At 60.3% G+C, this 23,911-nt stretch carries 17 protein-coding genes and 4 tRNA genes; 7 read left to right on the top strand and 14 right to left on the bottom strand.

All coding sequences use genetic code 11. From position 1 onward, the window contains the following. The first annotated feature begins 40 nt into the window (after positions 1-40). Positions 41-3,346, top strand: coding sequence for a bifunctional diguanylate cyclase/phosphodiesterase (locus tag JV201_RS09700; protein ID WP_102368522.1), 3,306 nt, complete (start codon positions 41-43; stop codon positions 3,344-3,346). Positions 3,347-3,715: 369 nt separating this feature from the next. Here JV201_RS09700 and JV201_RS09695 read toward each other — a convergent pair whose 3' ends face one another. The 3 genes from JV201_RS09695 to JV201_RS09685 form a co-directional block, all read right to left on the bottom strand. Beyond that, entirely contained in the window at positions 3,716-5,680 is a 1,965-nt protein-coding gene (locus JV201_RS09695; RefSeq protein ID WP_219406814.1) for a hypothetical protein, read from the bottom strand. A gap of 220 nt (positions 5,681-5,900) precedes the next feature. Beyond that, positions 5,901-6,854: a hypothetical protein gene (locus JV201_RS09690; protein ID WP_218166062.1), complete on the bottom strand. Its 954-nt coding sequence runs from the start codon at positions 6,852-6,854 to the stop codon at positions 5,901-5,903. A 78-nt stretch (positions 6,855-6,932) separates the two neighbouring features. Continuing rightward, positions 6,933-8,204, bottom strand: a complete 1,272-nt coding sequence (locus JV201_RS09685) for an adhesin (RefSeq protein WP_219406813.1) — start codon at positions 8,202-8,204, stop codon at positions 6,933-6,935. Between the two features lie 162 nt (positions 8,205-8,366). On the opposite strand from JV201_RS09685, the gene JV201_RS09680 reads away from it, so the two are divergent. Further along, entirely contained in the window at positions 8,367-8,573 is a 207-nt protein-coding gene (locus JV201_RS09680) for a hypothetical protein (RefSeq protein ID WP_219406812.1), read from the top strand. 176 nt (positions 8,574-8,749) lie between these two features. Here JV201_RS09680 and JV201_RS09675 read toward each other — a convergent pair whose 3' ends face one another. The 9 genes from JV201_RS09675 to gltX all read right to left on the bottom strand — a co-directional run bounded on the left by JV201_RS09675 (position 8,750) and on the right by gltX (position 13,983). Next, complete coding sequence (locus tag JV201_RS09675; protein WP_003214454.1) at positions 8,750-9,715, bottom strand: tRNA-dihydrouridine synthase; 966 nt, start codon at positions 9,713-9,715, stop codon at positions 8,750-8,752. 40 nt (positions 9,716-9,755) lie between these two features. Continuing rightward, the gene (locus JV201_RS09670; protein WP_003214456.1) at positions 9,756-10,205 is read right to left on the bottom strand and encodes a thioesterase family protein; all 450 of its coding nucleotides are present in this window, start codon (positions 10,203-10,205) and stop codon (positions 9,756-9,758) included. Between the two features lie 50 nt (positions 10,206-10,255). Beyond that, positions 10,256-11,089, bottom strand: a complete 834-nt coding sequence (locus JV201_RS09665) for an alpha/beta hydrolase (RefSeq protein WP_003214459.1) — start codon at positions 11,087-11,089, stop codon at positions 10,256-10,258. A 28-nt stretch (positions 11,090-11,117) separates the two neighbouring features. Further along, a complete protein-coding gene (locus tag JV201_RS09660; RefSeq protein WP_003214462.1) occupies positions 11,118-11,657 on the bottom strand; it encodes a TetR/AcrR family transcriptional regulator in 540 nt (179 codons plus the stop codon). Between the two features lie 184 nt (positions 11,658-11,841). Next, a tRNA-Glu gene (locus tag JV201_RS09655) sits at positions 11,842-11,917 on the bottom strand. Between the two features lie 80 nt (positions 11,918-11,997). Then, positions 11,998-12,073, bottom strand: a tRNA-Ala gene (locus tag JV201_RS09650). A 50-nt stretch (positions 12,074-12,123) separates the two neighbouring features. Continuing rightward, a tRNA-Glu gene (locus JV201_RS09645) sits at positions 12,124-12,199 on the bottom strand. A 79-nt stretch (positions 12,200-12,278) separates the two neighbouring features. Continuing rightward, positions 12,279-12,354 (bottom strand) — tRNA-Ala (locus tag JV201_RS09640). A 147-nt stretch (positions 12,355-12,501) separates the two neighbouring features. Next, the gene (gene gltX / locus JV201_RS09635) at positions 12,502-13,983 is read right to left on the bottom strand and encodes a glutamate--tRNA ligase (protein ID WP_177028868.1); all 1,482 of its coding nucleotides are present in this window, start codon (positions 13,981-13,983) and stop codon (positions 12,502-12,504) included. Between the two features lie 196 nt (positions 13,984-14,179). Here gltX and JV201_RS09630 point away from each other — a divergent pair, with 196 nt between their 5' ends. Beyond that, positions 14,180-15,226 carry an HlyD family secretion protein gene (locus JV201_RS09630; RefSeq protein ID WP_219406811.1) on the top strand — a complete coding sequence of 349 codons (1,047 nt, stop codon included), beginning with the start codon at positions 14,180-14,182 and terminating at the stop codon, positions 15,224-15,226. Next, positions 15,216-16,766, top strand: coding sequence for an MDR family MFS transporter (locus JV201_RS09625; protein ID WP_177080347.1), 1,551 nt, complete (start codon positions 15,216-15,218; stop codon positions 16,764-16,766). The genes JV201_RS09630 and JV201_RS09625 overlap by 11 nt, the downstream gene beginning before the upstream one ends. Before the next feature lie 174 nt (positions 16,767-16,940). Here the strand turns inward: JV201_RS09625 and uvrB are convergent, their stop codons facing one another. Beyond that, a complete protein-coding gene (gene uvrB, locus JV201_RS09620; RefSeq protein ID WP_008438773.1) occupies positions 16,941-18,956 on the bottom strand; it encodes an excinuclease ABC subunit UvrB in 2,016 nt (671 codons plus the stop codon). Positions 18,957-19,299: 343 nt separating this feature from the next. On the opposite strand from uvrB, the gene JV201_RS09615 reads away from it, so the two are divergent. Further along, the gene (locus tag JV201_RS09615) at positions 19,300-20,496 is read left to right on the top strand and encodes an amino acid aminotransferase (RefSeq protein WP_003214471.1); all 1,197 of its coding nucleotides are present in this window, start codon (positions 19,300-19,302) and stop codon (positions 20,494-20,496) included. A gap of 310 nt (positions 20,497-20,806) precedes the next feature. After that, positions 20,807-21,016: a hypothetical protein gene (locus JV201_RS09610; RefSeq protein ID WP_017478782.1), complete on the top strand. Its 210-nt coding sequence runs from the start codon at positions 20,807-20,809 to the stop codon at positions 21,014-21,016. Positions 21,017-21,546: 530 nt separating this feature from the next. On the opposite strand, the gene JV201_RS09605 is transcribed toward JV201_RS09610, so the two are convergent. Continuing rightward, positions 21,547-22,422: a LysR family transcriptional regulator gene (locus JV201_RS09605; protein WP_003214475.1), complete on the bottom strand. Its 876-nt coding sequence runs from the start codon at positions 22,420-22,422 to the stop codon at positions 21,547-21,549. Between the two features lie 104 nt (positions 22,423-22,526). Between JV201_RS09605 and JV201_RS09600 the strand changes: the two genes are divergently transcribed. Then, on the top strand, positions 22,527-23,911 hold a 1,385-nt coding region (locus tag JV201_RS09600), incomplete at its 3' end, for an aldehyde dehydrogenase family protein (RefSeq protein WP_219407148.1).

Raw genomic sequence — 23,911 nt, 5'->3', positions numbered from 1 at the left:
AACCCGCGCCGAACGCCCATCGAGCCAAGGCCCTTTGATAATGCGCAACCCCGTCGATACCGTGCCACCCCTGCCCCGCATCTACGCCCTGGACCCACAGGAGGCGGAGCAAAGCTGGGACAGCGCGCCGCAACTGCTGGCGGCGCTCAACGCTGCCCGGCTGGGCGCCTGGAGCTGGGAAATCGATACCGGCCGGATCAGCTGGTCCCGAGGCACTCAGGCCCTGTTCGGCTTCGACCCGCGCCAGCCGCTGCCTGAAGACCTGGAGTACCTGGACCTGCTGGCCCCCGAGGACCGCGCCAAGGTGGTCCGGGCCTTTCATGCGGTGCTGGCCGGCGAACCCGCTGTCCAGGCCATGCACCACCGTATCCAATGGCCCGATGGCAGCCTGCACTGGCTGGAAATCAACGGCAGCCTGCTACCGGACAAGGCCGGGCGTCGTCGAATGATCGGGGTGATCCGCGAAATCACCCACCAGCGCGAGCGCGAACACGCCCTCAGCCATTCGGAAAAGCGCTTCGCCACCCTGTTCCATTTGTGCCCGCTGATGGTCCTGCTGACCCGCCAGGCGGACGGCCTGATCAGCGAAGCCAACCAGTATTTCGAAAGCCTGTTCGGCTGGCCGTTGGCCGATGCCATTGGCCGCAGCACATTGGAGCTGGGCCTCTGGGTACACCCGGAACAACGCGCGCATCTGGTCAAGGCCACCCAGCGCAAAGGCGCCCCCATCACCATGGAAGTGCAGTTTCGCGCCAGCAACGGGCAGGTCCACGATGGCACCCTCAGCGCCCAGAAAGTCGAGCTGGACGGCGAGGACTACCTGATCAGCACCTTCCTCGACACCACCGAGCGCAAGAATGCCGAGCAGGCCCTCAAGGACAGCCAGGAACGCCTGGACCTGGCCCTGGACTCGGCGCAACTGGGCACCTGGGACTGGCACATCCCCAGCGGCATGCTCTATGGCTCGGCCCGCGCCGCCCAACTGCACGGGCTGGAACCCCAACCGTTCCACGAATCCTTCGAGGCCTTCTTTGAAGGCATGCCCCAGGAAGAGCGCGAGAGCATGCGTAACGCCTACCGCACCCTGCGCGAAGGCCCGGCGGGCAACTACCAACTGACCTACCGCGTGCAACTGGAAGACGGCAGTTCGCGCTACCTGGAAAGCCGCGCCCGCCTGTATCGCGATGACACGGGCGTACCGTTGCGAATGGCCGGGACCCTGCTCGACATCACCGACCAGGTTGAACGTGAGCAGCGCCTGATCGCATCCGAAGAAAAATTCGCCAGCCTGTTCCTCGCCAGCCCCGACCCAATCTGCGTGACGCGCCTGGAGACCGGCCAGTTTATCGAGATCAACCCGGCCTTCACCCAGACCTTCGGCTGGACCGCCGCCGAGGTGCTCAACAACAACGCCGAGCAGATCGGCTTGTGGGAGGAGTCCAGCCAACGCCTGCAGCGCATCGAGCAGGTGATCCGCGAACAATCCCTGAGCAACGTGGCAATCACCGTTCATCACAAGAACGGCCAGACCCTGAACTGTGTGATATCCAGCCGCCTGATCCAGGTCAGCGACCAACCCTGCATCGTCACCACCCTGCGGGACATCACCCAACAACAACGCTCGGAAGCGGCGCTCAAGGCCAGCGAAGAGAAGTTCGCCAAGGCCTTTCATTCCAGCCCCGATGCGGTGTCGATCACCGAGCGCGATACCGGGCGCTACGTGGAGGTCAATGACGGTTTCTGCCGCCTCACCGGCTACCGCGCCGAAGAAGCGATCGGCCTGACGCTGTACCAGATCGGCATCTGGGCCGATGAAAACCAGCGCGCGGCGTTATTGGCCGAGTTGCAGATCAAGGGCCGCATTCATCACCTGGAAATGCTCTGGCACAACAAGCGCGGTGAAGTGCTGGCGGTTGAAGTGTCGGTGGAGCCCATCACCCTCAATGAAACCCCCTGCCTGTTGCTGACCGCCCGGGACGTCAGCCTGCTGAAAAACGCCCAGGCGCAGATTCGCCACCTGGCCTATCACGACCCGCTGACCAACCTGCCCAACCGCGCCCTGTTGATGGACCGCCTGAGCCAGCAGATCGCCCTGCTCAAGCGCCACAACCTGCGGGGCGCCCTGCTGTTTCTTGACCTGGACCACTTCAAGCACATCAACGATTCCCTCGGCCACCCGGTCGGCGACACGGTGCTGAAGATCGTCACTGCACGCCTTGAAGCCAGTGTGCGCATGGAAGACACCGTGGCACGCCTGGGCGGCGATGAGTTTGTGGTGCTGCTCAGCGGCCTGGAAGGCACGCGCCCGCAAGTCAGCACTCAGGTCCAGGAGCTGGCCGATACCCTGCGCGAACTGTTATCCGAACCGATGTTCCTGGATGGCCACCGCCTGCAAGTCACCCCGAGCATCGGCGTGGCGCTGATCCCCGATCACGGCTCAACCCCGGCAGATTTGCTCAAGCGCGCCGACATCGCCCTGTACCGGGCCAAGGATTCAGGGCGCAATACCATCCAGATGTTCCACAACAGCATGCAGAAAACCGCCAGCGAGCGGCTGCGCATGGAAACCGACCTGCGCCTGGCCCTGTCCCGCGGTGAGTTCAGCGTGCATTACCAACCCCAGGTGGATGCGCGCGGCAACACCATCGTCGGCGCCGAGGCCCTGGTGCGCTGGCAACATCCGCAGTTGGGCGCACAGTCTCCGACGGAATTCATCAAGGTCCTGGAAGACAGCGGCCTGATCCTTGAAGTGGGCACCTGGATCCTCGACGAAGCCTGCAGCACCTTCGCGCAGTTGATTGCCGAGGGGCTGGTAGATCCGCTGAACTTCAGCCTGTGCGTCAACATCAGCCCGCGGCAGTTTCGCCAGAATGATTTTGTCGAACGGGTAGAACGCAGCCTGCGCAACCACCACCTGCCTTATACCCTGCTGAAGCTGGAAATCACCGAAGGCATCGTGATCCAGAATCTGGACGACACCATCAGCAAAATGCGCCGCCTGAAAAAGCTCGGCGTGAGTTTTGCGATGGATGATTTCGGCACCGGCTATTCGTCGCTGACCTACCTCAAGCGCCTGCCGGTGGATGCGCTGAAGATCGACCAGTCGTTTGTGCGCGACGCCACCCATGACCCCAACGATGCGGAGATCATCCGCGCCATTGTGGCCATGGCGCGCAGCTTGAACCTGGACGTCATTGCCGAAGGAGTGGAAACCCCTGAGCAACTGGCGTTTTTGCAGGGGCTTGGGTGTCATTTGTATCAGGGGTATCTGCACAGTCGGCCCTTGCCGGTGGAAGGGTTCAGGCAGGTACTGAAGCGAATGCCCCAGGCCACTTCATCGGAATAAGTTGCACCGGATTTTCCTGATGGGCAGCTGCTTTTTGAGCCTGTAGGTTCAAGTGCTTTCCATTTTCGGGCACACCTACCATGCAGGATGCAAAGCACTCCCCGGCGCTGCTGGGCGGCGCCTCGAGATAACCGGCGCCAGGGTTGATGGACACCATGGGAGCAGACAGGGCATACAGCCAATGCTGTTGAATTTCATCCATGACCAGGAGGTTCCAGAGTCGATGAGAGTAGCCGAGGCCAACTACGTATGCGGACACAGATTGCAAGGCATATGCAGCCGGCCACCATCGGACTTGTCTTTTCTGCGCGCAGAAAAAAGACCACGAGATCTCGTGGCCTGTGTTTCTCAAACTTTGCACCTTTGAACCTAAACCAGCGTTAGCGCGGTGCCCTCTTCATCCATCCAGCTTGATGATTTCAGTGGGTGTTTATACCCGTAATCATCAAAAGCCCCATCAACGACGACAACAGAATGCATGAAGTTCGCCAACGTGCCGGTTGCACCATCTGCCAGCGCCTGGACGCTGCTGCTTCGGGTAAAGGCGAACAAACCCAGACGCCGCAGTGCATCACCGGGGGTCTCGCCATCATTGAGCGTACTCATCGCCGCTTCAAAGCTCTCGCCGGCACGAAACTCGTGGTTCTCCATTTGCGCCCGCTTGGCGCTGACGGCGTACAGGAAATTCGCATCCTTGAGCAGGCCGGCGTCGGTGCCTTTGAAATTCGAGTGTTCCCGGGCTGTTTTCAGTTCTGCATGGGTCAAGCTGACCTTGCTGGAATCGCGCATCGTCACGGTGTAACCGTCGCGGGTCTCGGTGATGTTTTTATAGATGCCCCGGGGACTTTGCCCATACTTCATCATCGCCGCCTTGATCGCCGATACCGTGACACAGTTCCCCTCGACGCCTTGATAGAATCCACGCCAGATATCCCCAGGCTTGACCCCGACCGGCACATTGGAAATAGGCAGGGGCCGCGAGCTTGAACCAACGGGCACTCCGTCCGGTACCTCCTCGGCGAGCATGTAGCCATAAGATTTGACGATCGATGGCTTGTCACCATTGCTGTGCTGCAGGCCATCCAGTACCAAGGCACTCGAATAGCCAAAAGTACTGACCACCCCGACCGCGCCCTGCTCCTGCATCTTGGCGGGTGGCACGATGCGCAAGAAGCCAGTCATGCCCAAGCCCTTCAACACGCGGTATTCCGTATCGCCTTTGAGCGTGTTCGATAAAACCTTTTCAAACGATGCCCCAGGGTCCTGGTCACCGCGGGTCATCTGCTTGCGCTTCGTGTACGCCGCCAGCATGAAGTTGGCCTGCTTCACCGCGTCGGGGTTGTTCCCAGCGAAACGCGAGGCCGTGGTCGCTTGCTGCAACTCTTGCAGGGAAAAATGCAGTTCGAAACCGTCCTTCATCGTGATGTCATAACCGTCTCCCGCCGGGGTGACTTTCTCGAACATATCCGTGGCGTCTGGACCAAACCTCATCATCATCATTTTTATGACGCAGGCATGGCTGCTGCCATCAACAACCTCACCGAATCCTCGCTCGGCCGCGTTAAATCCGCTGAGAATGTCAACGGGCTTGCGGCCACGCCGGGTGGACGGCGTATCGACGTGGGGAACATCGACCGGAGCAACCGGCACATCTCGCTTGACCGGCTTAGCCGTTTGCCCCTCCTTGTCCAGCACGTAGACGTAGGGACGGTCGGGGCGATATTGACGGTCAAACCGATGCGCCACCCCATCCCGAATCAACGCGGCACCGAAGTTATGCGCCTCCATGACGCCGACGGAGTTCTTGCCGACGAGTTGCTCCGAAGGGATCTGCTGCATAAAACGGCCCATGCCCATGCCCTTGAGCAGGTTCGATGCAGTCTCACCTTGTAAGGACGTGGTCAAGGCCGCGTTAAAGCTGCTGCTGATACGGCTGTCGGAACTGGACAATTGTTTGCGCTTGACGAAGACAGCCAATGCGAAATTCGCGTTTTCCACTGTACTGGCATCACCACCGACAAATCTCGACGTTGAGGCAGTGCCATGCACTTCATGATCGGAAACATGCAACTTATAACCGTCTTTCAGCGTAACGTCATACCCCGAGCCAACGCGCTTTACTTCATCAAATAGATCAGCGCGCGCAGGACCGAAGGTCGATATCATCATCTGGATAACAGCAGAGTGGCTGCTCGTATCAAAATGCTCACCGAACTGTCGCTCGGTAGAATTCAAAGTACTTACACTGTCGACGGATTTATTTTCGCCCCCGTATACACGCGCAGGATGATGGACCGCCGTACTCATTGCATAACCCGTATTCATCGTAATCATGGAGCACTCCTTAAAGGGCGAACACACAACAGCCCGTGGTAAACGCTGCCACTTGCACGTTGCGCTCAGGCATAAAAAGAAAGTGCATGAACACGGCATACAGTATTTTCTGCACGCCATGAACTGCACCCAGTCAGATAATAAGTTCAACAAGATCTAGTTATAGATTTAACGTGTTGCGCAGCAACGATCATCTTCTTATTGTTTTATGGACGCCCGGTTAGCCAACCAATGCAATAGCCCGTCCAAACCGCGGTCTTCCCGCTTTAGTCCCATACATCTCCTCACACCCATCAACCACTGCTACAGAGTGCCTGCTCCTGTTGACCATACCGATCAATGATTTATCAGCAAACGCACTGACCGGAACTTCTTTCATATGCTGGCGCAAGCCCAGACGCTTGAAGCCTTCCCCGGGCCCCGTTTCGTCTTCACCGTCGTTGAGGCTGTTTATTGCGGATTGAAAGCTCCTGCCTGCAGTCCCGTCATTGTTTTCCAGCATCGCTCGCTTGGCGCTGACGGCAAATAGAAAGTGCGCATCCTTGAGCATGCCGGGATCGCGCATCGGGACAAACTTCGAGCCACGCCTGGCTTGGGCCAATTCATCCTTGCTCAAATCCAGCGCGTACCCGTCACGCATGACAATGTGATAGCCATCACCCTTGGCTTGAACAGACTTGAAGATATCGGTCGGGCTTTGACCGAACTTCGCCATCGCCGCCTTGATCGCCGAAATGGTCACGCAATTACCGTCAGGGCCCTGGCGAAAACCGTTCCATATATTTGCCGGCTTGGCGCCGTTGCGCTTATCGGACAGATCAGGAAGCGGCTGCGGTGTTGGATCCGGCAGGGGTGCATCCGGCTTGGGCAGCACTGCCGGCGGGGGCGCAGGCGTTACCTTGGTCGCAACTGTATTCGCCAGTTCCTTGCCCGCCAGCAGGCCTTGCAACTGTGTAAAAAACTGGGTGAACAGTTCGAGGAGCTTTGCTAACAGCGGGGTGTCGCTGGCTGTGTTCCCAACGGTACTTTGATCGTTATTACCGAACGATGAGAGGACTTGGTTATTAACGAATACCGGCTGCACGGGAACCGATCGTCCTGGTGTGTTGCCGGTTTGCGAATGTTGATAATAGTTTCTGACCGCGCCCGCATTATTGATTTCTGAACAAGACATATAACCATCCTTCATCAAGGGCCCCCGACGTTTTTGATCGGGAGCGCCTTGTTGAAAAAAACTGAGGAAGTGGCCGACTTACCTGCTTATCCGGCGGCCGGGATTAAACCGCCAGTCGTTGTCGAACGCTCGACGCCTGCCGCTGGTTTCGAACTCAAAGAAATCCTCAGACGGCCCTGGCGAAGTGATGTCCGGCTCCGGCTTATCCGGCTTCGGAGCATCTGGTTTAGGCGCATCCGGCTTCGGTGGGACCGGAGCGTCTGGCTTCGGCGGAACCGGCACATCTGGCTTCGGCGGGACTGGCACGTCTGGCTTCGGCGGGACCGGTGCATCGGGCTTCGGCGGAACYGGCACGTCYGGCTTCGGCGGGACCGGTGCATCAGGCTTCGGCGGAACTGGCACGTCTGGCTTCGGCGGGACCGGTGCMTCGGGCTTCGGCGGAACCGGCACGTCCGGCTTCGGCGGGACCGGTGCATCGGGCTTAGGCGGAACCGGCACGTCCGGCTTCGGCGGAACCGGTGCATCTGGCTTCGGCGGAACCGGCACATCGGGCTTCGGCGGAACCGGCACGTCCGGCTTCGGCGGRACCGGTGCATCGGGCTTAGGCGGGACCGGCACGTCCGGCTTCGGCGGGACCGGTGCATCGGGCTTAGGCGGGACCGGCTTCGTTGCATCCGGGTGAGGACAATGGCAGTTCATCACTTGGACCGTGACGTTCACGTCGGAACTGCTCCGGCTGTTCGGCTGCACGTCCTTGCCCGATGCGGGGTCTGGCCTGCGGGGCTCTGGCAGGGGTTTAGGCGTTACCTTAACCTCGGAACTCGGGACCGCTGGATTGTTTGCTGGCTTGTCTTTCTGTACCGACACCTCAGGGTTGGTCCCGGACTTGTCCTTGAGTGCAGTGTTCAATACCGGCGAGTTGGTCTCGGCTTTGTCCTTGGCTACAGTGTTCGGCACTTGCGAGTCAGTCCCCGCCTTGTCCTTGGCCGCAGTGTCCGGCACATTCGATTTACTGTCCGCCTTATCCTTCACCGGAGTATCGCTACTCTTTTCGGGTTTAGGCAGCGGGCCAGCATCGGGTACCAACTTGGGCATCCCCCCCTGCCCGGACAGCATGTTCCGTATGGCCTTGAATGCATATTCAAACAACTCGAACAACTTCTCGAGTGCATCCTTGTTGAAGGTGACGGTTCCATCCGTCACCACGGCGGTATTGTTTTTCAATACTGTGCCGGGCGTATTCGCCCGGATTTCGCCGGCGCTCTTGTCGACAGACTTTGGCAGGTCTGCATTCTGCTGATTGAAGTCATTAGTCAAGCGAGGGAAATTATTGACCGACAAATTAGACATAAACAAATCCTTATTCAGTGATTGCCAAAACTCCTTCAGCGGTCTGCAAACAGACCGTCCAGGTTCTGGACTGGAAACAAACCCGAGTGCTGCACACTCCCTACTTTCGTGGGTGTTGCGAGCATCGGGTTCCGAAAATCGGCCTTCACATAAGGAAATCAAATGAAAATAGAGAATTTATCCTATGGACTTTCCGTAAAATATCATGCTTACCCGGTGGTCGCCGTGGGCAAAATGGATATATCAGGCAACAGTCAGCCGTTAAGGCAAATTGATGAAATCACTCACCCACGCCAGTCATTCATATCTGTGTTATTGCGCGCGCCCCTCATACTCCAACTAACAAAACTTAAAAATATGCGCCGCTGACACCGCAAGACTCTGTAGCAAACAAGAAACTTGCTCACATATATAAAGCAATCAAAAAGCTCTAGTCACGTGCCCACAAACGCTCGCTGTTAACGATCCGTGGCCTTATTTCAAGCAAAAAAAAGGGCGCCCACGGCACCCTTTCCTACTGAATTGAAACGCTTATATATATGTACTCAATTTTGCAGCGCAACCGAATCAGGCACCCCTAACAATCGTCCTACCTGCTCCAGGTCGGTTTCCCGCCGCATCAGCGTAAACAGTTCAACTGCTTCGGGATAGTTGCGGGTCAGCATCGCCAGCCATTGCTTCAAGCGTCCCGGCGCCTGGCGCTCGGTCAATTGCTCAACGGATTGCCGCCAGAATTCCTGGAGCATGGGTTGCATCTGCGCCCAAGTCATCTCGACCACCTCTTCCCCGGCCCGCGCGGCAGCAATCTGCCGGGCCAGGTCGGGACGGGCCACCAGGCCGCGACCGAGCATGATGTCTTCGACACCGCTGATTTCGCGACACCGCCGCCAGTCTTCAACGCTCCAGATATCACCGTTGGCGAACACTGGCACCTTGACCACCTCTTGCACACGCGGGATCCACTCCCAGTGCGCCGGAGGTTTGTAGCCGTCAGCCTTGGTGCGGGCATGCACCACGATATGTGCTGCGCCGCCTTCGGCCAGGGCCGTGGCGCACACCAGGGCACCGTCGGGGCTGTCGAAGCCCAGGCGCATCTTGGCCGTGACGGGAATATGTGCCGGCACCGCACGCCGTACGTGTTCGACGATCTGGTTAAGCAGCTCCGGCTCCTTGAGCAGCACCGCACCGCCACGGGACTTGTTCACGGTCTTGGCCGGGCAACCGAAGTTGAGGTCAACCACCTGAGAGCCCAGCTCACACGCCAGGGCGGCGTTTTCCGCCAAACACACCGGGTCTGAACCGAGTAACTGCACACGCAGCGGCACGCCGGCAGCGGTCTTGGCACCGTGCAGCAACTCAGGGGCGAGTTTGTGGAAATAGGCAGGCGTCAGCAGGCGGTCGTTGACCCGGATGAACTCGGTCACGCACCAATCAATACCACCGACCCGGGTCAGCACGTCCCGCAGGATGTTGTCGACCAACCCCTCCATGGGCGCCAAAGCAATTTGCATGGAAAACACTCAACGAAAAACGTGGCGCAGTTTACTGGTTTCAGACGCTGGCAGGTAATTCGCCTTGCAGCGCAGGGCCATAACCCTCAAGAAATTCCGACGGCATGCGCTTGGGCTTGCCGCTGGACAGTTCGATGCAGACAAAGGTGGTTTGCGCTCGCAGCAAGGTAGCGCCATCACGCGGGCGTACCAGCTGGAAGCGTCGGGTCATTTTCAGGCGCTGGTCCCAGTCGACGATCCAGGTCGCCAACTGCAGCTCATCGCCCTCGTAACCGGCGGCGAGGTAATCGATCTCATGACGCACCACGGCCATCGCGCGATCCAGCCTGCGGTACTCGCTAAGGTCCAGCCCCAGGCGCTGGGAATGGCGCCAGGCGCAGCGTTCGAGCCAGGACACGTAAACGGCGTTGTTGGCGTGCCCCAGACCGTCGATGTCGTCGGCACCGACCTGCAGATCGATGATAAACGGCGTTGCCAAATCCCAGCCCATGGGGTGCTCCCGGTCGATTAATGTCGGCGGCGAGCAGTGTAACCCATGGCTCAGGCGGTTTGGCGCTCCGGCACGTGGCGGCCGGCCAGCAGCGCCAGCACGCCTTCGATCACACGCGGATCCGCCAGCACTTTCTGGTGCCCGCCCTGCTCCAGGCGCAGCAGGCGGCTGTCGAACCAGGCGTCATGGATGACCTGGCAAGCCTTGACCGAGACGAAGGTATCGTCTTCGGCATGCACGATCAGGCCCGGGATATTCATTTGATAGTGGGCGACATCGAGGTGCTTGAGAGGCATGCCCATCGTCAGCTCGACCTCCTGGATAAACGCCGAACGCGCTCGCGCCGGCAAACCGACCATGCCGGCAAAGCCGCGCAGTACGTCGAGAAACCGCGAGGGTGCGGCGATACTGACCAACGCCTTGGTGCGCAAGCCCAACTGCACCGCCAACATCGCGCTGGCCCCACCCATGGAGTGACCGACAACCGCATGCAGCGGTGGCAGTTCGGCAGCCGCTTCCAGCATGGCACGGGCAAACAGCAGCACATGGGCTTCGCGCCCCGGCGAACGCCCGTGAGCCGGACCATCCAGCGCAACCACCGAATAACCCGCCTCCACCAATGCGCTGATCAGGCTGGCGAATTGCGTTGGGCGCCCTTCCCAGCCGTGCATCAACAGCACCGCAGGGCCCTGGCCCCACTTCAGCGCCGACAGGCCGAAACGCAAAGTGATGCGCTCGGACTGCGCCAGCAGCGGCAGCTCCCAGTCACGGGGCGGCAAATCCCGAGGCGTCATGAACACCCGACGCATCTTGCTAGCCACCGTTTGCGGCGCCAGCCGGCCCAAGGTGCCATTGACGCCACGAATCCATTTCAACGTGCCCATCGCTCATCCCTCAGGCCAGAAGCCGTTCTTAACGCACTGCGGACTTGGCCGCACGCAACACACGATCCGATAACTCACCCGGGCCCAGGGCGCGGGCCAGCGACAAGCCACCGATCATCAGTGCCATGTCGGCCAAGGCCTTGTCGGTGTCTTCCGGGCTGGCGGCCAGCTGTGCTGCCATCAGTTCGCAGTGTTCGTTCAAGGCCTGGCGAAATTCGTCCGGCAGGCGGCTCATCTCGCCCACGGTGGACGGGATCGGGCACGCCTGGCTGGTGGAGTCACGGTGTTTACGCGACAGGTAGAACGCTGCGACCAGCGCGCGACGCTCTTCACCGGTCAGCGAGGAGTCCATGTCATCGACGGCGGCGCGACGCCGGGCCAGCAACTCGGTGAAGGCCTCCAGCATCAGTGCGTCCTTGCTTTCAAAGTGCGCGTAGAAACCGCCGACGGTAAGCCCCGCCGCGCCCATGACTTCGCCCACACTCGGCTCGGCCGGGCCGCGTTGTACCAGGGCGGCGCCGGCAGCTTGCAGAATGCGTTCGCGGGTTTGCGCTTTTTTATCGTTCATCGTTGCCTCCGAATCTCATGCTTCGAATATTATTACCATAATAATATTTCGCAAGCCACAGGCATGACCATTGGTCAGAAGAACATTCAGGGAAAAAGGAAGGAGGATTGGCTAAACGCCAGACAAACAAAAGGGCCATTCAATAATTGAATGACCCTTAAAAATCCCGCAGAGCGGGTAATCGTGGCGTCCCCTAGGGGACTCGAACCCCTGTTACCGCCGTGAAAGGGCGGTGTCCTAGGCCACTAGACGAAGGGGACACAAACCTTCTGTACAACTGATCAGCGCTGAGAACTGATCGAATTCAAGGACGGTGTGGCCAGACCTTAAACCTGTAAATTGGTGGAGCTAAACGGGATCGAACCGTTGACCTCTTGCATGCCATGCAAGCGCTCTCCCAGCTGAGCTATAGCCCCGGATTTTTCGCCTCGCGGCGCAGCAGACCTTTCGAACTGCTTGTTGAAACTGGCGTCCCCTAGGGGACTCGAACCCCTGTTACCGCCGTGAAAGGGCGGTGTCCTAGGCCACTAGACGAAGGGGACACAAACCTTCTATACAACGTGATCAGGCTGAGTCTGATCGAATTCAAGGACGGTGTGGCCAGACCTTGAACCTGTAAATTGGTGGAGCTAAACGGGATCGAACCGTTGACCTCTTGCATGCCATGCAAGCGCTCTCCCAGCTGAGCTATAGCCCCTCGTCGGTGAGGACGGGGCGAATCTTAATGGCGTATTCGAAACGTGTCAAATTTATTTTCAACAATTTTCAAAATTTTTTGCCGAGATAACAATCACTTACCGAGCAAACCCCGGAAAACCGGGGTTTGGCCGTTACAACAGCGTGCTTAAGCGATAGCGCCCAGCAGCTTTTCCCATTCCTTGTTTTCTTTCTTCGACACACCACCAAGCAAATCAAGGGCTTGGCGCAGACGGAAGCGAGTCAGGTCCGGGCCCAGAATTTCCATCGCATCGAGCACCGACACCGAACTCGCCTGCCCGGTGATCGCGGCAAACATCAGCGGCATGGCATCGCGCAATTTCAGCTCCAGGGATTCAACCACCGCCTGGATAGTCGCGGTAATCGCATCCTTCTCCCACTGGCGCAGGCTTTCGAGCTTCCATAGGATCAACTGCATCAACTGGCGAACCTGGTCACCCGAGAGTTTCTTCGACTCAAACAGCTTCACGTCCGGGTTCACGCCACCGGCAAAGAAGAAACTCGCCAACGGTGCGACCTGGCTGAAGGTCTCCACCCTGCCCTGCACCAGCGGCGCGATCTTCATCATGTACTCGGGGTTCAACGCCCATTTCTGCACGCGGCTGGCGAACTCTTCCACCGGCAGGTCACGCAGCCACTGGCCGTTGAGCCACGAGAGTTTCTCGATGTCGAAGATCGGCCCACCCAGGGACACGCGGGACAGGTCGAAGTTATCGACCATTTCCTGCAACGAGAACTTCTCGCGCTCGTCCGGCATCGACCAGCCCATGCGGCCCAGGTAGTTGAGCATCGCTTCGGGCATGAAGCCCATGCGCTCGTAGAAAGTCACCGAGGTCGGGTTCTTGCGCTTGGACAGCTTGCTCTTGTCCGGGTTACGCAGCAGCGGCATGTAGCACAGCTGCGGTTGTTCCCAGCCGAAGTACTCGTACAGCAGGATCAGTTTCGGCGCCGATGGCAGCCACTCTTCGCCACGCAGTACGTGGGTGATGCCCATCAGGTGGTCGTCCACCACGTTGGCCAGGAAGTACGTCGGCAGGCCGTCGGTCTTCATCAGCACTTGCATGTCCATGCGGTCCCACGGGATCTCGACGTCACCGCGCAGCATGTCCGGCACCACGCACACGCCTTCGCTCGGCACCTTCATGCGGATAACGTGCGGCTCGCCGGCGGCCAGGCGCCGGGCCACTTCTTCCTTCGACAGCAGCAGTGCGCGGCCGTCATAGCGCGGGGTTTCGCCACGGGCCTGCTGCTCGGCGCGCATCTGGTCCAGCTCTTCGGCGGTGCAGAAGCACGGGAAGGCGTGGCCCATGTCGACCAGTTGCTGGGTGTACTGCTTGTAGATGTCGCTGCGCTCGCTCTGGCGATACGGGCCGTGGGGGCCGCCGACGTCCGGGCCTTCAGCCCAGGTAATGCCCAACCAGCGCAGGGCATCGAAAATCTGCTGTTCCGACTCGCGCGTGGAGCGCAGTTGATCGGTGTCTTCGATCCGCAGGATGAATTCACCGCCATGCTGCTTGGCAAAGCAGTAGTTGAACAAGGCGATGTAAGCAGTACCTACGTGGGGATCCCCAGTAGGCGATGGCGCGATGCGCGTGCGGACGGTGGTCATGGCGGGTCTCGAATTGGCGATAAAACTGAAAATGAAACAAGGGGCGAATGGTAACAGCCCCAAGCCCTTGGGCTCCAGCGTGGGGAGGCGAACAAAGGGCATATGAGACAAGCTCCGGTCTCAAGTCTCGACATGGCTATTTGCCAGACCGTTCGCTGGCTATATTCCATTACCTTTTGTCGACGACATCATCGCCATGCCTGCCCCGCTCAAACGCCGCCTGTTTATCTTCCTGTTTATCGTGGTCCTGATCGCCGCGGGCTTTTTCGCCCAGTGGTTCTTCAAGGGCCGTTTTTATGAAAGCACCGACAACGCCTACGTCCAGGGCGAGATCACCCGGGTCTCCAGCCAACTGGGTGCGCGCATCGTCGAGGTGCTGGTGGGCGACAACGAGCACGTGGAAAAAGGCCAACTGCTGGTCAAGCTCGAAGGCGACGACTTCCACCTCGCCGTCGACCGCGCCAACGCCGCCCTGGCCATGCGCGAAGCCGAGCGTGTGCAGGCCCAGAGCAAACTGACCCAGCAAGCCAGCCTGATCGCCGCCGGTGCAGCCAAGGTCTCGTCCAGCCAGGCCACCCTCGGCCGCTCGCAGATCGACCTGAACCGCGCACAAACCCTGCGCAAACCCGGCTATGTCTCCGAAGAACGGGTCACCACCCTCGACGCCGACAACCACATCGCCCGCTCCCAGGTGACCATGGCCCAGGCCGACCTGCAGGGCCAGCGCCAGCAGGTCAACGCCCTGAACGCCGAGATCAAGCGCCTCGACGCGATGATCGCCAACGCCAGGACCGACCTGGCCCAGGCCGAACTGAACCTGACCCGCAGCGAAATCCACGCGCCCATCAGCGGCTTGATCGGCCAGCGCGCCGCGCGCAACGGTCAATACGTACAGGCCGGCGCCTACCTGCTGTCGATCGTCCCGGACCAGGACATCTGGGTGCAGGCCAACTTCAAGGAAACCCAGATCGGCCACATGCAGCCTGGGCAAAAAGCCGAGCTGACATTCGACGCCTACAGCGATACTCCAATCGAAGGCCGCGTCGCCAACCTGTTCGGCGCTTCCGGCGCGCAATTCAGCCTGCTGCCGCCGGACAATGCCACGGGCAACTTCACCAAAGTCGTACAACGGATTCCGGTCAAACTGACCTTCGCCACCGACAACCCGCTGCAGGGCAAAATCCGCCCGGGCATGTCGGTGACGGTCAAAGTGAACATCCAAGACCCGCAAGATGGCCGGTGATCAACTGCTGCCGCCGGTAGGCGAACCGAGCCGGCGCGACTGGATAGCAGTCATGAGCGTAATGCTCGGCGCCTTCATGGCAGTGCTCGACATCCAGATCACCAACTCGTCCCTCAAGGACATCCAGGGCGCGCTGTCGGCCACCCTGGAAGAAGGTTCGTGGATTTCCACCTCCTACCTTGTGGCCGAAATCATCATGATCCCCCTCACCGCCTGGCTGGTGCAGCTGCTGTCGGCGCGTCGGCTGGCGGTGTGGGTCTCGGGCGGGTTCCTGATCGCCTCGCTGATGTGCTCCATGGCCTGGAGCCTGGAAAGCATGATCGTATTCCGCGCGCTGCAGGGTTTTACCGGCGGCGCGCTGATCCCCCTGGCGTTCACCCTCACGCTGATCAAGCTGCCCGAACATCACCGCGCCAAAGGCATGGCCATGTTCGCCATGACCGCCACCTTCGCCCCGTCCATCGGCCCGACCATTGGCGGCTGGCTCACGGAAAACTGGGGTTGGGAATACATCTTCTACATCAACATCCCACCGGGCCTGATCATGATCGCCGGGCTGCTGTACGGCCTGGAGAAAAAGGACTCGAACTGGGACCTGCTCAAAAGCACCGACTATCTTGGCATCGTCACCATGGCCGTGGGCCTTGGGTGTTTGCAGGTGTTTCTGGAAGAAGGCCATCGCAAGGACTGGCTGGAATCCAGCCTGATTGTCAGCCTGGGCACTGTCGCCCTGCTCAGCCTGATCACCTTTGTGATCGTGCAGATGTCCAAGCCCAACCCGCTGATCAACCTGCGCATCCTCGGCAATCGTAATTTCGGGCTATCGAGTATTTCGAGCCTGGGGATGGGCGTGGGGTTGTATGGCTCGATTTATCTGCTGCCGCTGTACCTGGCGCAGATCCAGAACTACAACGCCCTGCAAATCGGCGAAGTGATCATGTGGATGGGGGTTCCGCAGCTGTTTTTGATTCCGCTGGTGCCCAAGCTGATGAAGTACGTGTCGCCCAAATGGCTGTGCACCCTGGGTTTCGGGCTGTTCGGGTTGGCGAGTTTCTCATCGGGGGTGCTGAACCCGGACTTTGCCGGCGACCAGTTCAACCGCATCCAGATCATCCGTGCGCTGGGGCAGCCGTTGATCATGGTGACAATTTCGTTGATTGCCACGGCATACATCATGCAGAAGGACGCGGGGTCGGCGTCGAGCCTGTTCAATATTTTGCGAAACCTGGGCGGGGCGATCGGGATTGCGTTGCTGGCGACGCTGCTGGATGCGCGCACCAAGACCTACTTTGATTACCTGCGTGAGGCGATTGTGCCGACCAATCCACAGGTGGCAGAGCGCATGGCCAGGCTGACGGAGACGTTTGGCAGTGAGACGGCGGCGTTGGGCAAGTTGAGTGAGATAGCGCATCAGCAGGCGCAGATCATGGCCTACAACGATGCGTTTCACTTTGTGGGGTTGGCGTTGGGGATCAGTATGGTGGCGATCTTGTTGACCAAGGCGTTGCCGGCGGGGCTTAAGGCTGGGGAATCTCACTGAAATAACCTGTGGCGAGGGAGCTTGTTGTGGCGAGGGAGCATGCTCCCTCGCCACAAAGAGCTTGAAGATCGTTCCCACGCTCTGCGTGGGAATGCCTCACTGGACGCTCCGCGTCCGCTCYTGKGACGCAGAGCGTCMCGGGCTGCKTTCCCACGCAGAGCGTGGGAACGATCATCAGACCGCCAGTAACCGCTCCCGCAACTTGCCGATCTCATCGCGCATCTGCGCCGCCGCTTCAAACTCCAGATCCCGCGCCAGCTGGTACATCTTCTCTTCCAACTGACGAATACGCTTGGTGATCTCGCTCGGCGAACGCAATTCCGCTTCGTACTTGGCATTCTCCTCCGCAGCCTTGGCCATGCCCTTGCGCTTCTTGCTGCGCGAACCCGGCACCGTTGCGCCTTCCATGATGTCGGCCACGTCCTTGAACACACCCTTCGGCGTGATGCCATGCTCCAGGTTGTAGGCAATCTGCTTGTCGCGACGACGCTCGGTCTCGCCAATCGCCCGTTCCATGGAACCGGTAATCCGGTCCGCATACAGAATCGCCCGGCCATTCAGGTTGCGCGCCGCCCGGCCAATGGTCTGGATCAACGAACGCTCAGACCGCAGGAAGCCTTCCTTGTCCGCATCCAGAATCGCCACCAGGGACACTTCCGGCATATCCAGGCCTTCACGCAGCAGGTTGATCCCCACCAGCACATCGAACGCCCCCAGGCGCAGGTCGCGGATGATTTCCACGCGCTCCACGGTGTCGATGTCCGAGTGCAAATAGCGCACGCGCACGCCGTGGTCGGCCAGGTAATCGGTCAAGTCTTCGGACATGCGCTTGGTCAGCGTGGTGACCAGCACCCGCTCTTCCAGGGCCACGCGCTTGGTGATTTCCGAAAGCAGATCATCCACCTGAGTCAGCGCCGGGCGGATTTCGATTTGCGGGTCCACCAGGCCGGTCGGGCGCACCAGTTGCTCAATCACACGCCCGGCATGTTCGGCCTCGTAGTTACCCGGCGTGGCCGAGACAAAAATCGTCTGCGGGCTGATGCCTTCGAACTCGTCAAAACGCATCGGCCGGTTATCCAGCGCCGATGGCAGGCGGAAGCCGTATTCCACCAGGGTCTCTTTACGGGAACGGTCACCTTTGTACATCGCGCCCACCTGCGGCACGCTGACGTGGGACTCGTCGATCACCAGCAAGGCATCGTCCGGCAGGTAATCGAACAAGGTAGGTGGCGCCTGCCCGGACTCGCGGCCCGAAAGGTAGCGCGAGTAGTTTTCGATGCCGTTGCAGTAGCCCAGCTCGAGGATCATCTCCAGGTCGAAGCGGGTGCGCTGTTCCAGGCGCTGGGCTTCCACCAGCTTGTTGTTGGAACGCAGGTATTCCAGGCGCTCCACCAGCTCAGCCTTGATGCCCTCGATGGCGCCCATCAGGGTTTCGCGCGGGGTCACGTAGTGGCTTTTCGGGTAGAAGGTGAAGCGCGGCAGCTTGCGGATCACTTCGCCGGTCAACGGGTCGAAGGCCGACAGGCTCTCGACTTCATCGTCGAACAGCTCGATGCGGATCGCTTCCAGGTCGGATTCCGCCGGGTAGATGTCGATCACATCGCCGCGCACGCGGAAGCTCGCCCGGGCGAAGTCTATGTCGTTGCGGGTGTATTGCAGGCTCGTCAGGCGACGCAACAGTTCGCGCTGGTCGAGTTTGTCGCCGCGGTCGACGTGCAGCACCATCTTCAAATAGGTTTCCGGGCTGCCCAGGCCGTAGATGCACGACACCGTGGTGACGATGATCGCGTCTTTACGTTCCAGCAGCGCCTTGGTCGCCGAGAGCCGCATCTGCTCGATGTGGTCGTTGATCGAGGCGTCTTTCTCGATAAAGGTGTCGGACGACGGTACGTAGGCTTCCGGCTGGTAGTAGTCGTAGTAGGAAACGAAGTACTCCACCGCATTGTTCGGGAAGAACGCCTTGAACTCGCCATACAACTGCGCGGCCAGGGTCTTGTTCGGCGCCAGCACCAGGGTCGGGCGGTTCACCTGGGCGATCACGTTGGCGATGCTGAAAGTCTTGCCGGAGCCGGTCACCCCGAGCAAGGTCTGGTGCGCGAGGCCGGCCTCAATGCCTTCGACCATCAGGCGGATGGCTTCCGGTTGATCGCCGGCGGGCTCGAAGCGGGTGACTAGCTGGAAATCCGACATAACGTACCTCTTGAGTCACCCCGGGGCCGGAAACAGCAACGGGGACGAAAAAGACCGCGACCCGCGACTGTTCGGCGCAGGTTGCAGGAAAAAACCATGATAGCTGTAGAAGTGGAGGCGAATGTGACGGGTTTCAAGGCAATCGTCCTACATGCCGTTGGTCACCCATGTTGCAATAAGACTAACGGTCGGTAAATAAACCGAAAAACTTGGCCGAAAAGCCGTTTCGGCTGTCGCCGTGAGCAGTGATGGCCTCTATACTAGCTCCCCGTTTGTGCACCGCTCTAGTGCATTCGGCTGGAGCGCGACACGTCCCTCCACTCTCTATAGAGCTGCCGCAAAAATGAGCCTGTTCTCCGCTGTCGAAATGGCACCACGCGATCCAATCCTGGGCCTCAACGAAGCATTCAACGCCGATACCCGAACCACCAAGGTGAACCTTGGCGTGGGCGTTTACTGCAACGAGGAGGGGAAGATTCCACTCTTGCGTGCCGTTGCCGAAGCGGAAGCCATTCGCGTGGCGCAACACGCCGCCCGTGGCTACTTGCCGATCGACGGTATTGTCGCCTACGACCAGGCCGTGCAAAAGCTGCTGTTCGGCGCGCAATCGCCGCTGATCAGCTCCGGCCGCGTCATCACCGCCCAAGCGGTCGGCGGCACCGGCGCCCTGAAAATCGGCGCTGACTTCCTCAAGCAACTGCTGCCCAACGCCGTCGTCGCCATCAGCGACCCGAGCTGGGAAAACCACCAGGCGCTGTTCGAAAAAGCCGGCTTCCCGGTGCAAACCTATCGTTACTACGACGCCGCCACCCACGACGTAAACCGCGCCGGCCTGCTGGAAGACCTCAACGCCCTGCCGCCACAGTCCATCGTCGTGCTGCACGCCTGCTGCCACAACCCGACCGGCGTCGACCTGAGCCCGGCCGACTGGCAACAAGTGCTGGACGTGGTCAAGGCGAAAAACCTCGTGCCGTTCCTCGACATGGCCTACCAGGGCTTTGGCGACGGCATCGACGAAGACGCCGCTGCGGTGCGCCTGTTCGCCGAGTCGGGCCTGACCTTCTTTGTGTCCAGCTCGTTCTCCAAGTCGTTCTCGCTGTACGGCGAGCGCGTGGGCGCCCTGTCCATCGTCACCGACTCCAAGGAAGAAAGCGCGCGCATCCTGTCCCAGGTCAAGCGCGTGATCCGCACCAACTACTCCAACCCGCCGACCCACGGCGCGGCGATTGTGGCGGCGGTGCTGAACAACCCTGAGCTGCGCGCCCAGTGGGAAGCGGAACTGGCGGAAATGCGCCTGCGCATTCGCGGCATGCGCGAGCAGATGGTGGCTGACCTGGCCAAGGCTGCTCCGGGCCACGACTTCAGCTTCGTCGGTCGCCAGCGCGGGATGTTCTCCTACTCCGGTCTGAGCGTTGAACAAGTGACACGCCTGCGTAGCGAGTTTGGTATCTACGCGCTGGATACCGGTCGTATCTGTGTGGCGGCGTTGAACCAGAAGAACATCGATGCCGTGACCAAGGCCATCGTTCAGGTGCTGTAAGCCTGTTGTGATGCAAAAAAAGGGGAAGCCAATGGCTTCCCCTTTTTCATTCTGAAAACCGCGCCCCCTGTGGCGAGGGAGCTTGCTCCCACTGGGCGGCGAAGCGGCCCCAAAACCTGCCACCGTGAACTTTATGAATGAATGCGGTGCCTGAACTGGGGCTGCTGCGCAGCCCAACGGGAGCAAGCTCCCTCGCCACAGGGTGGGTGGTTTGCCTTCAAGAGCGGGTGTTCAGCCCCTAAAAATTCGCTGCTTTCAGTCCGCTGCCCCTAGACTGACAGCAAGACAGTCCCTTCCCCTTGAGTATCCTATGAGAAACGACGACCTGGACCTGCGTGCCGACCGCGACGAACTGGACCACTTCACCCCGCGCCCACCACCCGCCAAGCGCCAGAAAAGCCTGGTGCTGCAAGTCGCGCTCGGCGTATTCCTCGGTGGTTTGGCCTTATGGCTGGTGCAACTGGGCGCCGGCGCCCTGATGGCCAAGCTGGCCATGGGCACCTTCCAGTTCGGCGGCTGACAAAGATCAAATGTGGGGGCCGTCGAGCTTTAGCGAGGCCGCGATAGCGGTGGGTCAGGCACCCTCAATGTCGACTGTGCCGACGCCWTCGCAGCCTCGCTGAAGCTCGACAGCTCCCACAGGGGGTCTACTCCCGCCTTCAGTCCGCGCTCGTGTGGCTGGTTCAACTCGATCCAAGTAGTCCCCCTGCAATTTGGCGGCTGACAAAGACCAAATGTGGGAGCCGTCGAGCTTTAGCGAGGCCGCGATAGCGGTGGGTCAGGCACCCTCAATRTCGACTGTGCCGACGCCTTCGCAGCCTCGCTGAAGCTCGACAGCTCCCACAGGRGATCTACTCCCGCCTTCAGTCCGCGCTCGTATGGTTGGTGCAACTCGATGCAAGCAGTCCCCCTGCAATTTGGCGGCTGACAAAGAYCAAATGTGGGAGCCGTCGAGCTTYAGCGAGGCCGCGATAGCGGTGGGTCAGGCACCMTMAATGTCGACTGTGCCGACGCCATCGCAGCCTCGCTAAAGCTCGACAGCTGCTACGGCTACGATGCCAGGGCCAGGCCACGCTCTTCCAGCAACTGCACAAAACTGTTCAGGCTCTGCGACACCGTACCCCGGCGCCAGATCAGCCAGGTATTCAGAATCCGGAACGTATCGGTCAGCGGCCACACACTCACCGCCGTAAACCCCGGCATGCTCTCCAGCATGCTCCGCGGCATCAGCGCCAACCCGGCACCGGCACTCACACACGCGAGCATCCCGTGGTAGGACTCCATCTCAAAGATCTTCCCCGGCACCGCGCCATCCTGTGAAAACCAGCGCTCGAAGTGATGCCGGTACGAACAGTTCGAACGAAACGTGTAGATGCTCTCTCCACTCACATCCCGCCCCCGGGTGATCGGCGCGTGATGCAACGGCGCAATCACCACCATTTCCTCCTCAAACACCGCCACGCCCTCCAGCGTCGCGTGCAACACCGGCCCATCGACAAACGCCGCTGCCAGCCGCCCCGACAACACACCCTCGATCATCGTGCCGGACGGCCCGGTGGTCAGGTCCAGCTCGACCTTGGCGTGCTTCTGGTTATACGCCGCGAGCAATGCCGGGATGCGCACCGCCGCCGTACTCTCCAGCGAGCCCAACGCAAACGCGCCCTGGGGTTCCTCCCCCGCCACCGTAGCCCGGGCCTCTTGCACCAGATCCAGAATGCGCCGGGCATAGCCGAGGAAATTCCACCCGGCCGGTGACAAACGCAATCGGCTCTTCTCGCGAATAAATAAGTCCACGCCCAGGTCCTGCTCCAATTGCTTGATCCGCGTGGTCAGGTTCGACGGCACGCGATGGATCAATTGCGCGGCAGCGCTGATGCTGCCTTGCTCGGCAACGGCTTTGAAAATTTCCAGCTGGACCAGATCCAAGTCATTCTCCAAACGTGAACGTATTGCTTAATATTATTCAGTTTCCGAAAAAGATACAGCCCCGTACGCTGGCCTCCATCCCATTCACTGCGCAGGACGGTGCCATGAACTCCATTTCCTCCCAGACCCACGCGTTATCGATCAACCCCGCCAACGGTGAAACGGTCGCCAGCTACCCGTACGAAACCGAGGCGCAGCTGGATGCCGCCCTCACCCGCTCGATCAACGCCTTCCGCAACGGGCGCAATACCCCCGTCGCCCAGCGCGCCGAATTGCTGCTGGCCCTGGCCAGCACCCTGCGCGACCAGGCCGAAGAAATGGCCCAGATGATCACCCTGGAAATGGGCAAACCCATCGCCCAGGCCCGTGGCGAAATCGAAAAATGCGCGCAACTCGCTGAGTGGTATGCGGCCCACGGCCCAGCCATGCTGGCCCCGGAAGCCACCCTGGTGGACAACGGCACCGCCCAGATCGAATACCGCCCGCTGGGCCCGATCCTCGCGGTAATGCCGTGGAACTTCCCGGTGTGGCAAGTGCTGCGCGGCGCGGTGCCAACCATGCTCAGCGGCAACACCTACGTGCTCAAGCACGCGCCTAACGTAATGGGCAGCGCGTACCTGATGAAACAAGCCTTCCAGCGCGCCGGCTTTGCCGATGGCCTGTTCGAAGTGATCAACGTCACCCAGGACGGCGTGTCCAAAGCCATCGCCGACCCGCGCATCGCCGCCGTGACCCTCACCGGCAGCGTGCGCGCCGGCATGGCCATCGGTTCCCAGGCCGGGGCCGCGCTGAAAAAATGCGTACTGGAGCTGGGCGGTTCCGACCCGTTCATTGTGCTCAACGACGCCAACCTCGACGAAGCCGTGCAAGCTGCCCTGATCGGCCGTTTCCAGAACTCCGGCCAGGTGTGCGCCGCCGCCAAGCGCCTGATCATCGAAGAAGGCGTGGTGGAAGCCTTCACCGCCAAATTCCTCGAAGCCAGCCGCAACCTGGTGATGGGCGACCCGACCGCCAGCGAGACCTACATCGGGCCGATGGCCCGGTTCGACCTGCGGGACGAACTCGACGGCCAGGTCCAGGCCACCCTGGCCGAAGGCGCCACCCTGCTGCTGGGCGGCAGCAAAGTCGAAGGCGCGGGCAACTACTACGCCCCCACCGTGCTGGCCAACGTCACCGACCAGATGACCTCGTTCAAACAGGAACTGTTTGGCCCGGTCGCCTCCATCATCACCGCCCGCGATGCGGACCACGCCGTGGCCCTCGCCAACGACAGTGAGTTCGGCCTGACCGCCAGTGTGTTCACCACCGACCCGCAGAAGGCACGCAGCATCGCCAACCAGCTGGAAACCGGCGGGATCTTTATCAACGCCTACAGCGTGTCCGATCCCCGGGTCTCGTTTGGTGGTGTGAAAAAGAGCGGCTTCGGGCGGGAGTTGTCGCACTTCGGTGTGCGGGAATTCTGCAACGCGCAGACCGTGTGGCTGAACCG

Origin of the sequence: Pseudomonas sp. Colony2, assembly GCF_019382755.1 — a bacterium.
In the GTDB taxonomy this organism is placed as follows: domain Bacteria; phylum Pseudomonadota; class Gammaproteobacteria; order Pseudomonadales; family Pseudomonadaceae; genus Aquipseudomonas.
This window is presented reverse-complemented; position numbering and strand designations above follow the sequence as displayed.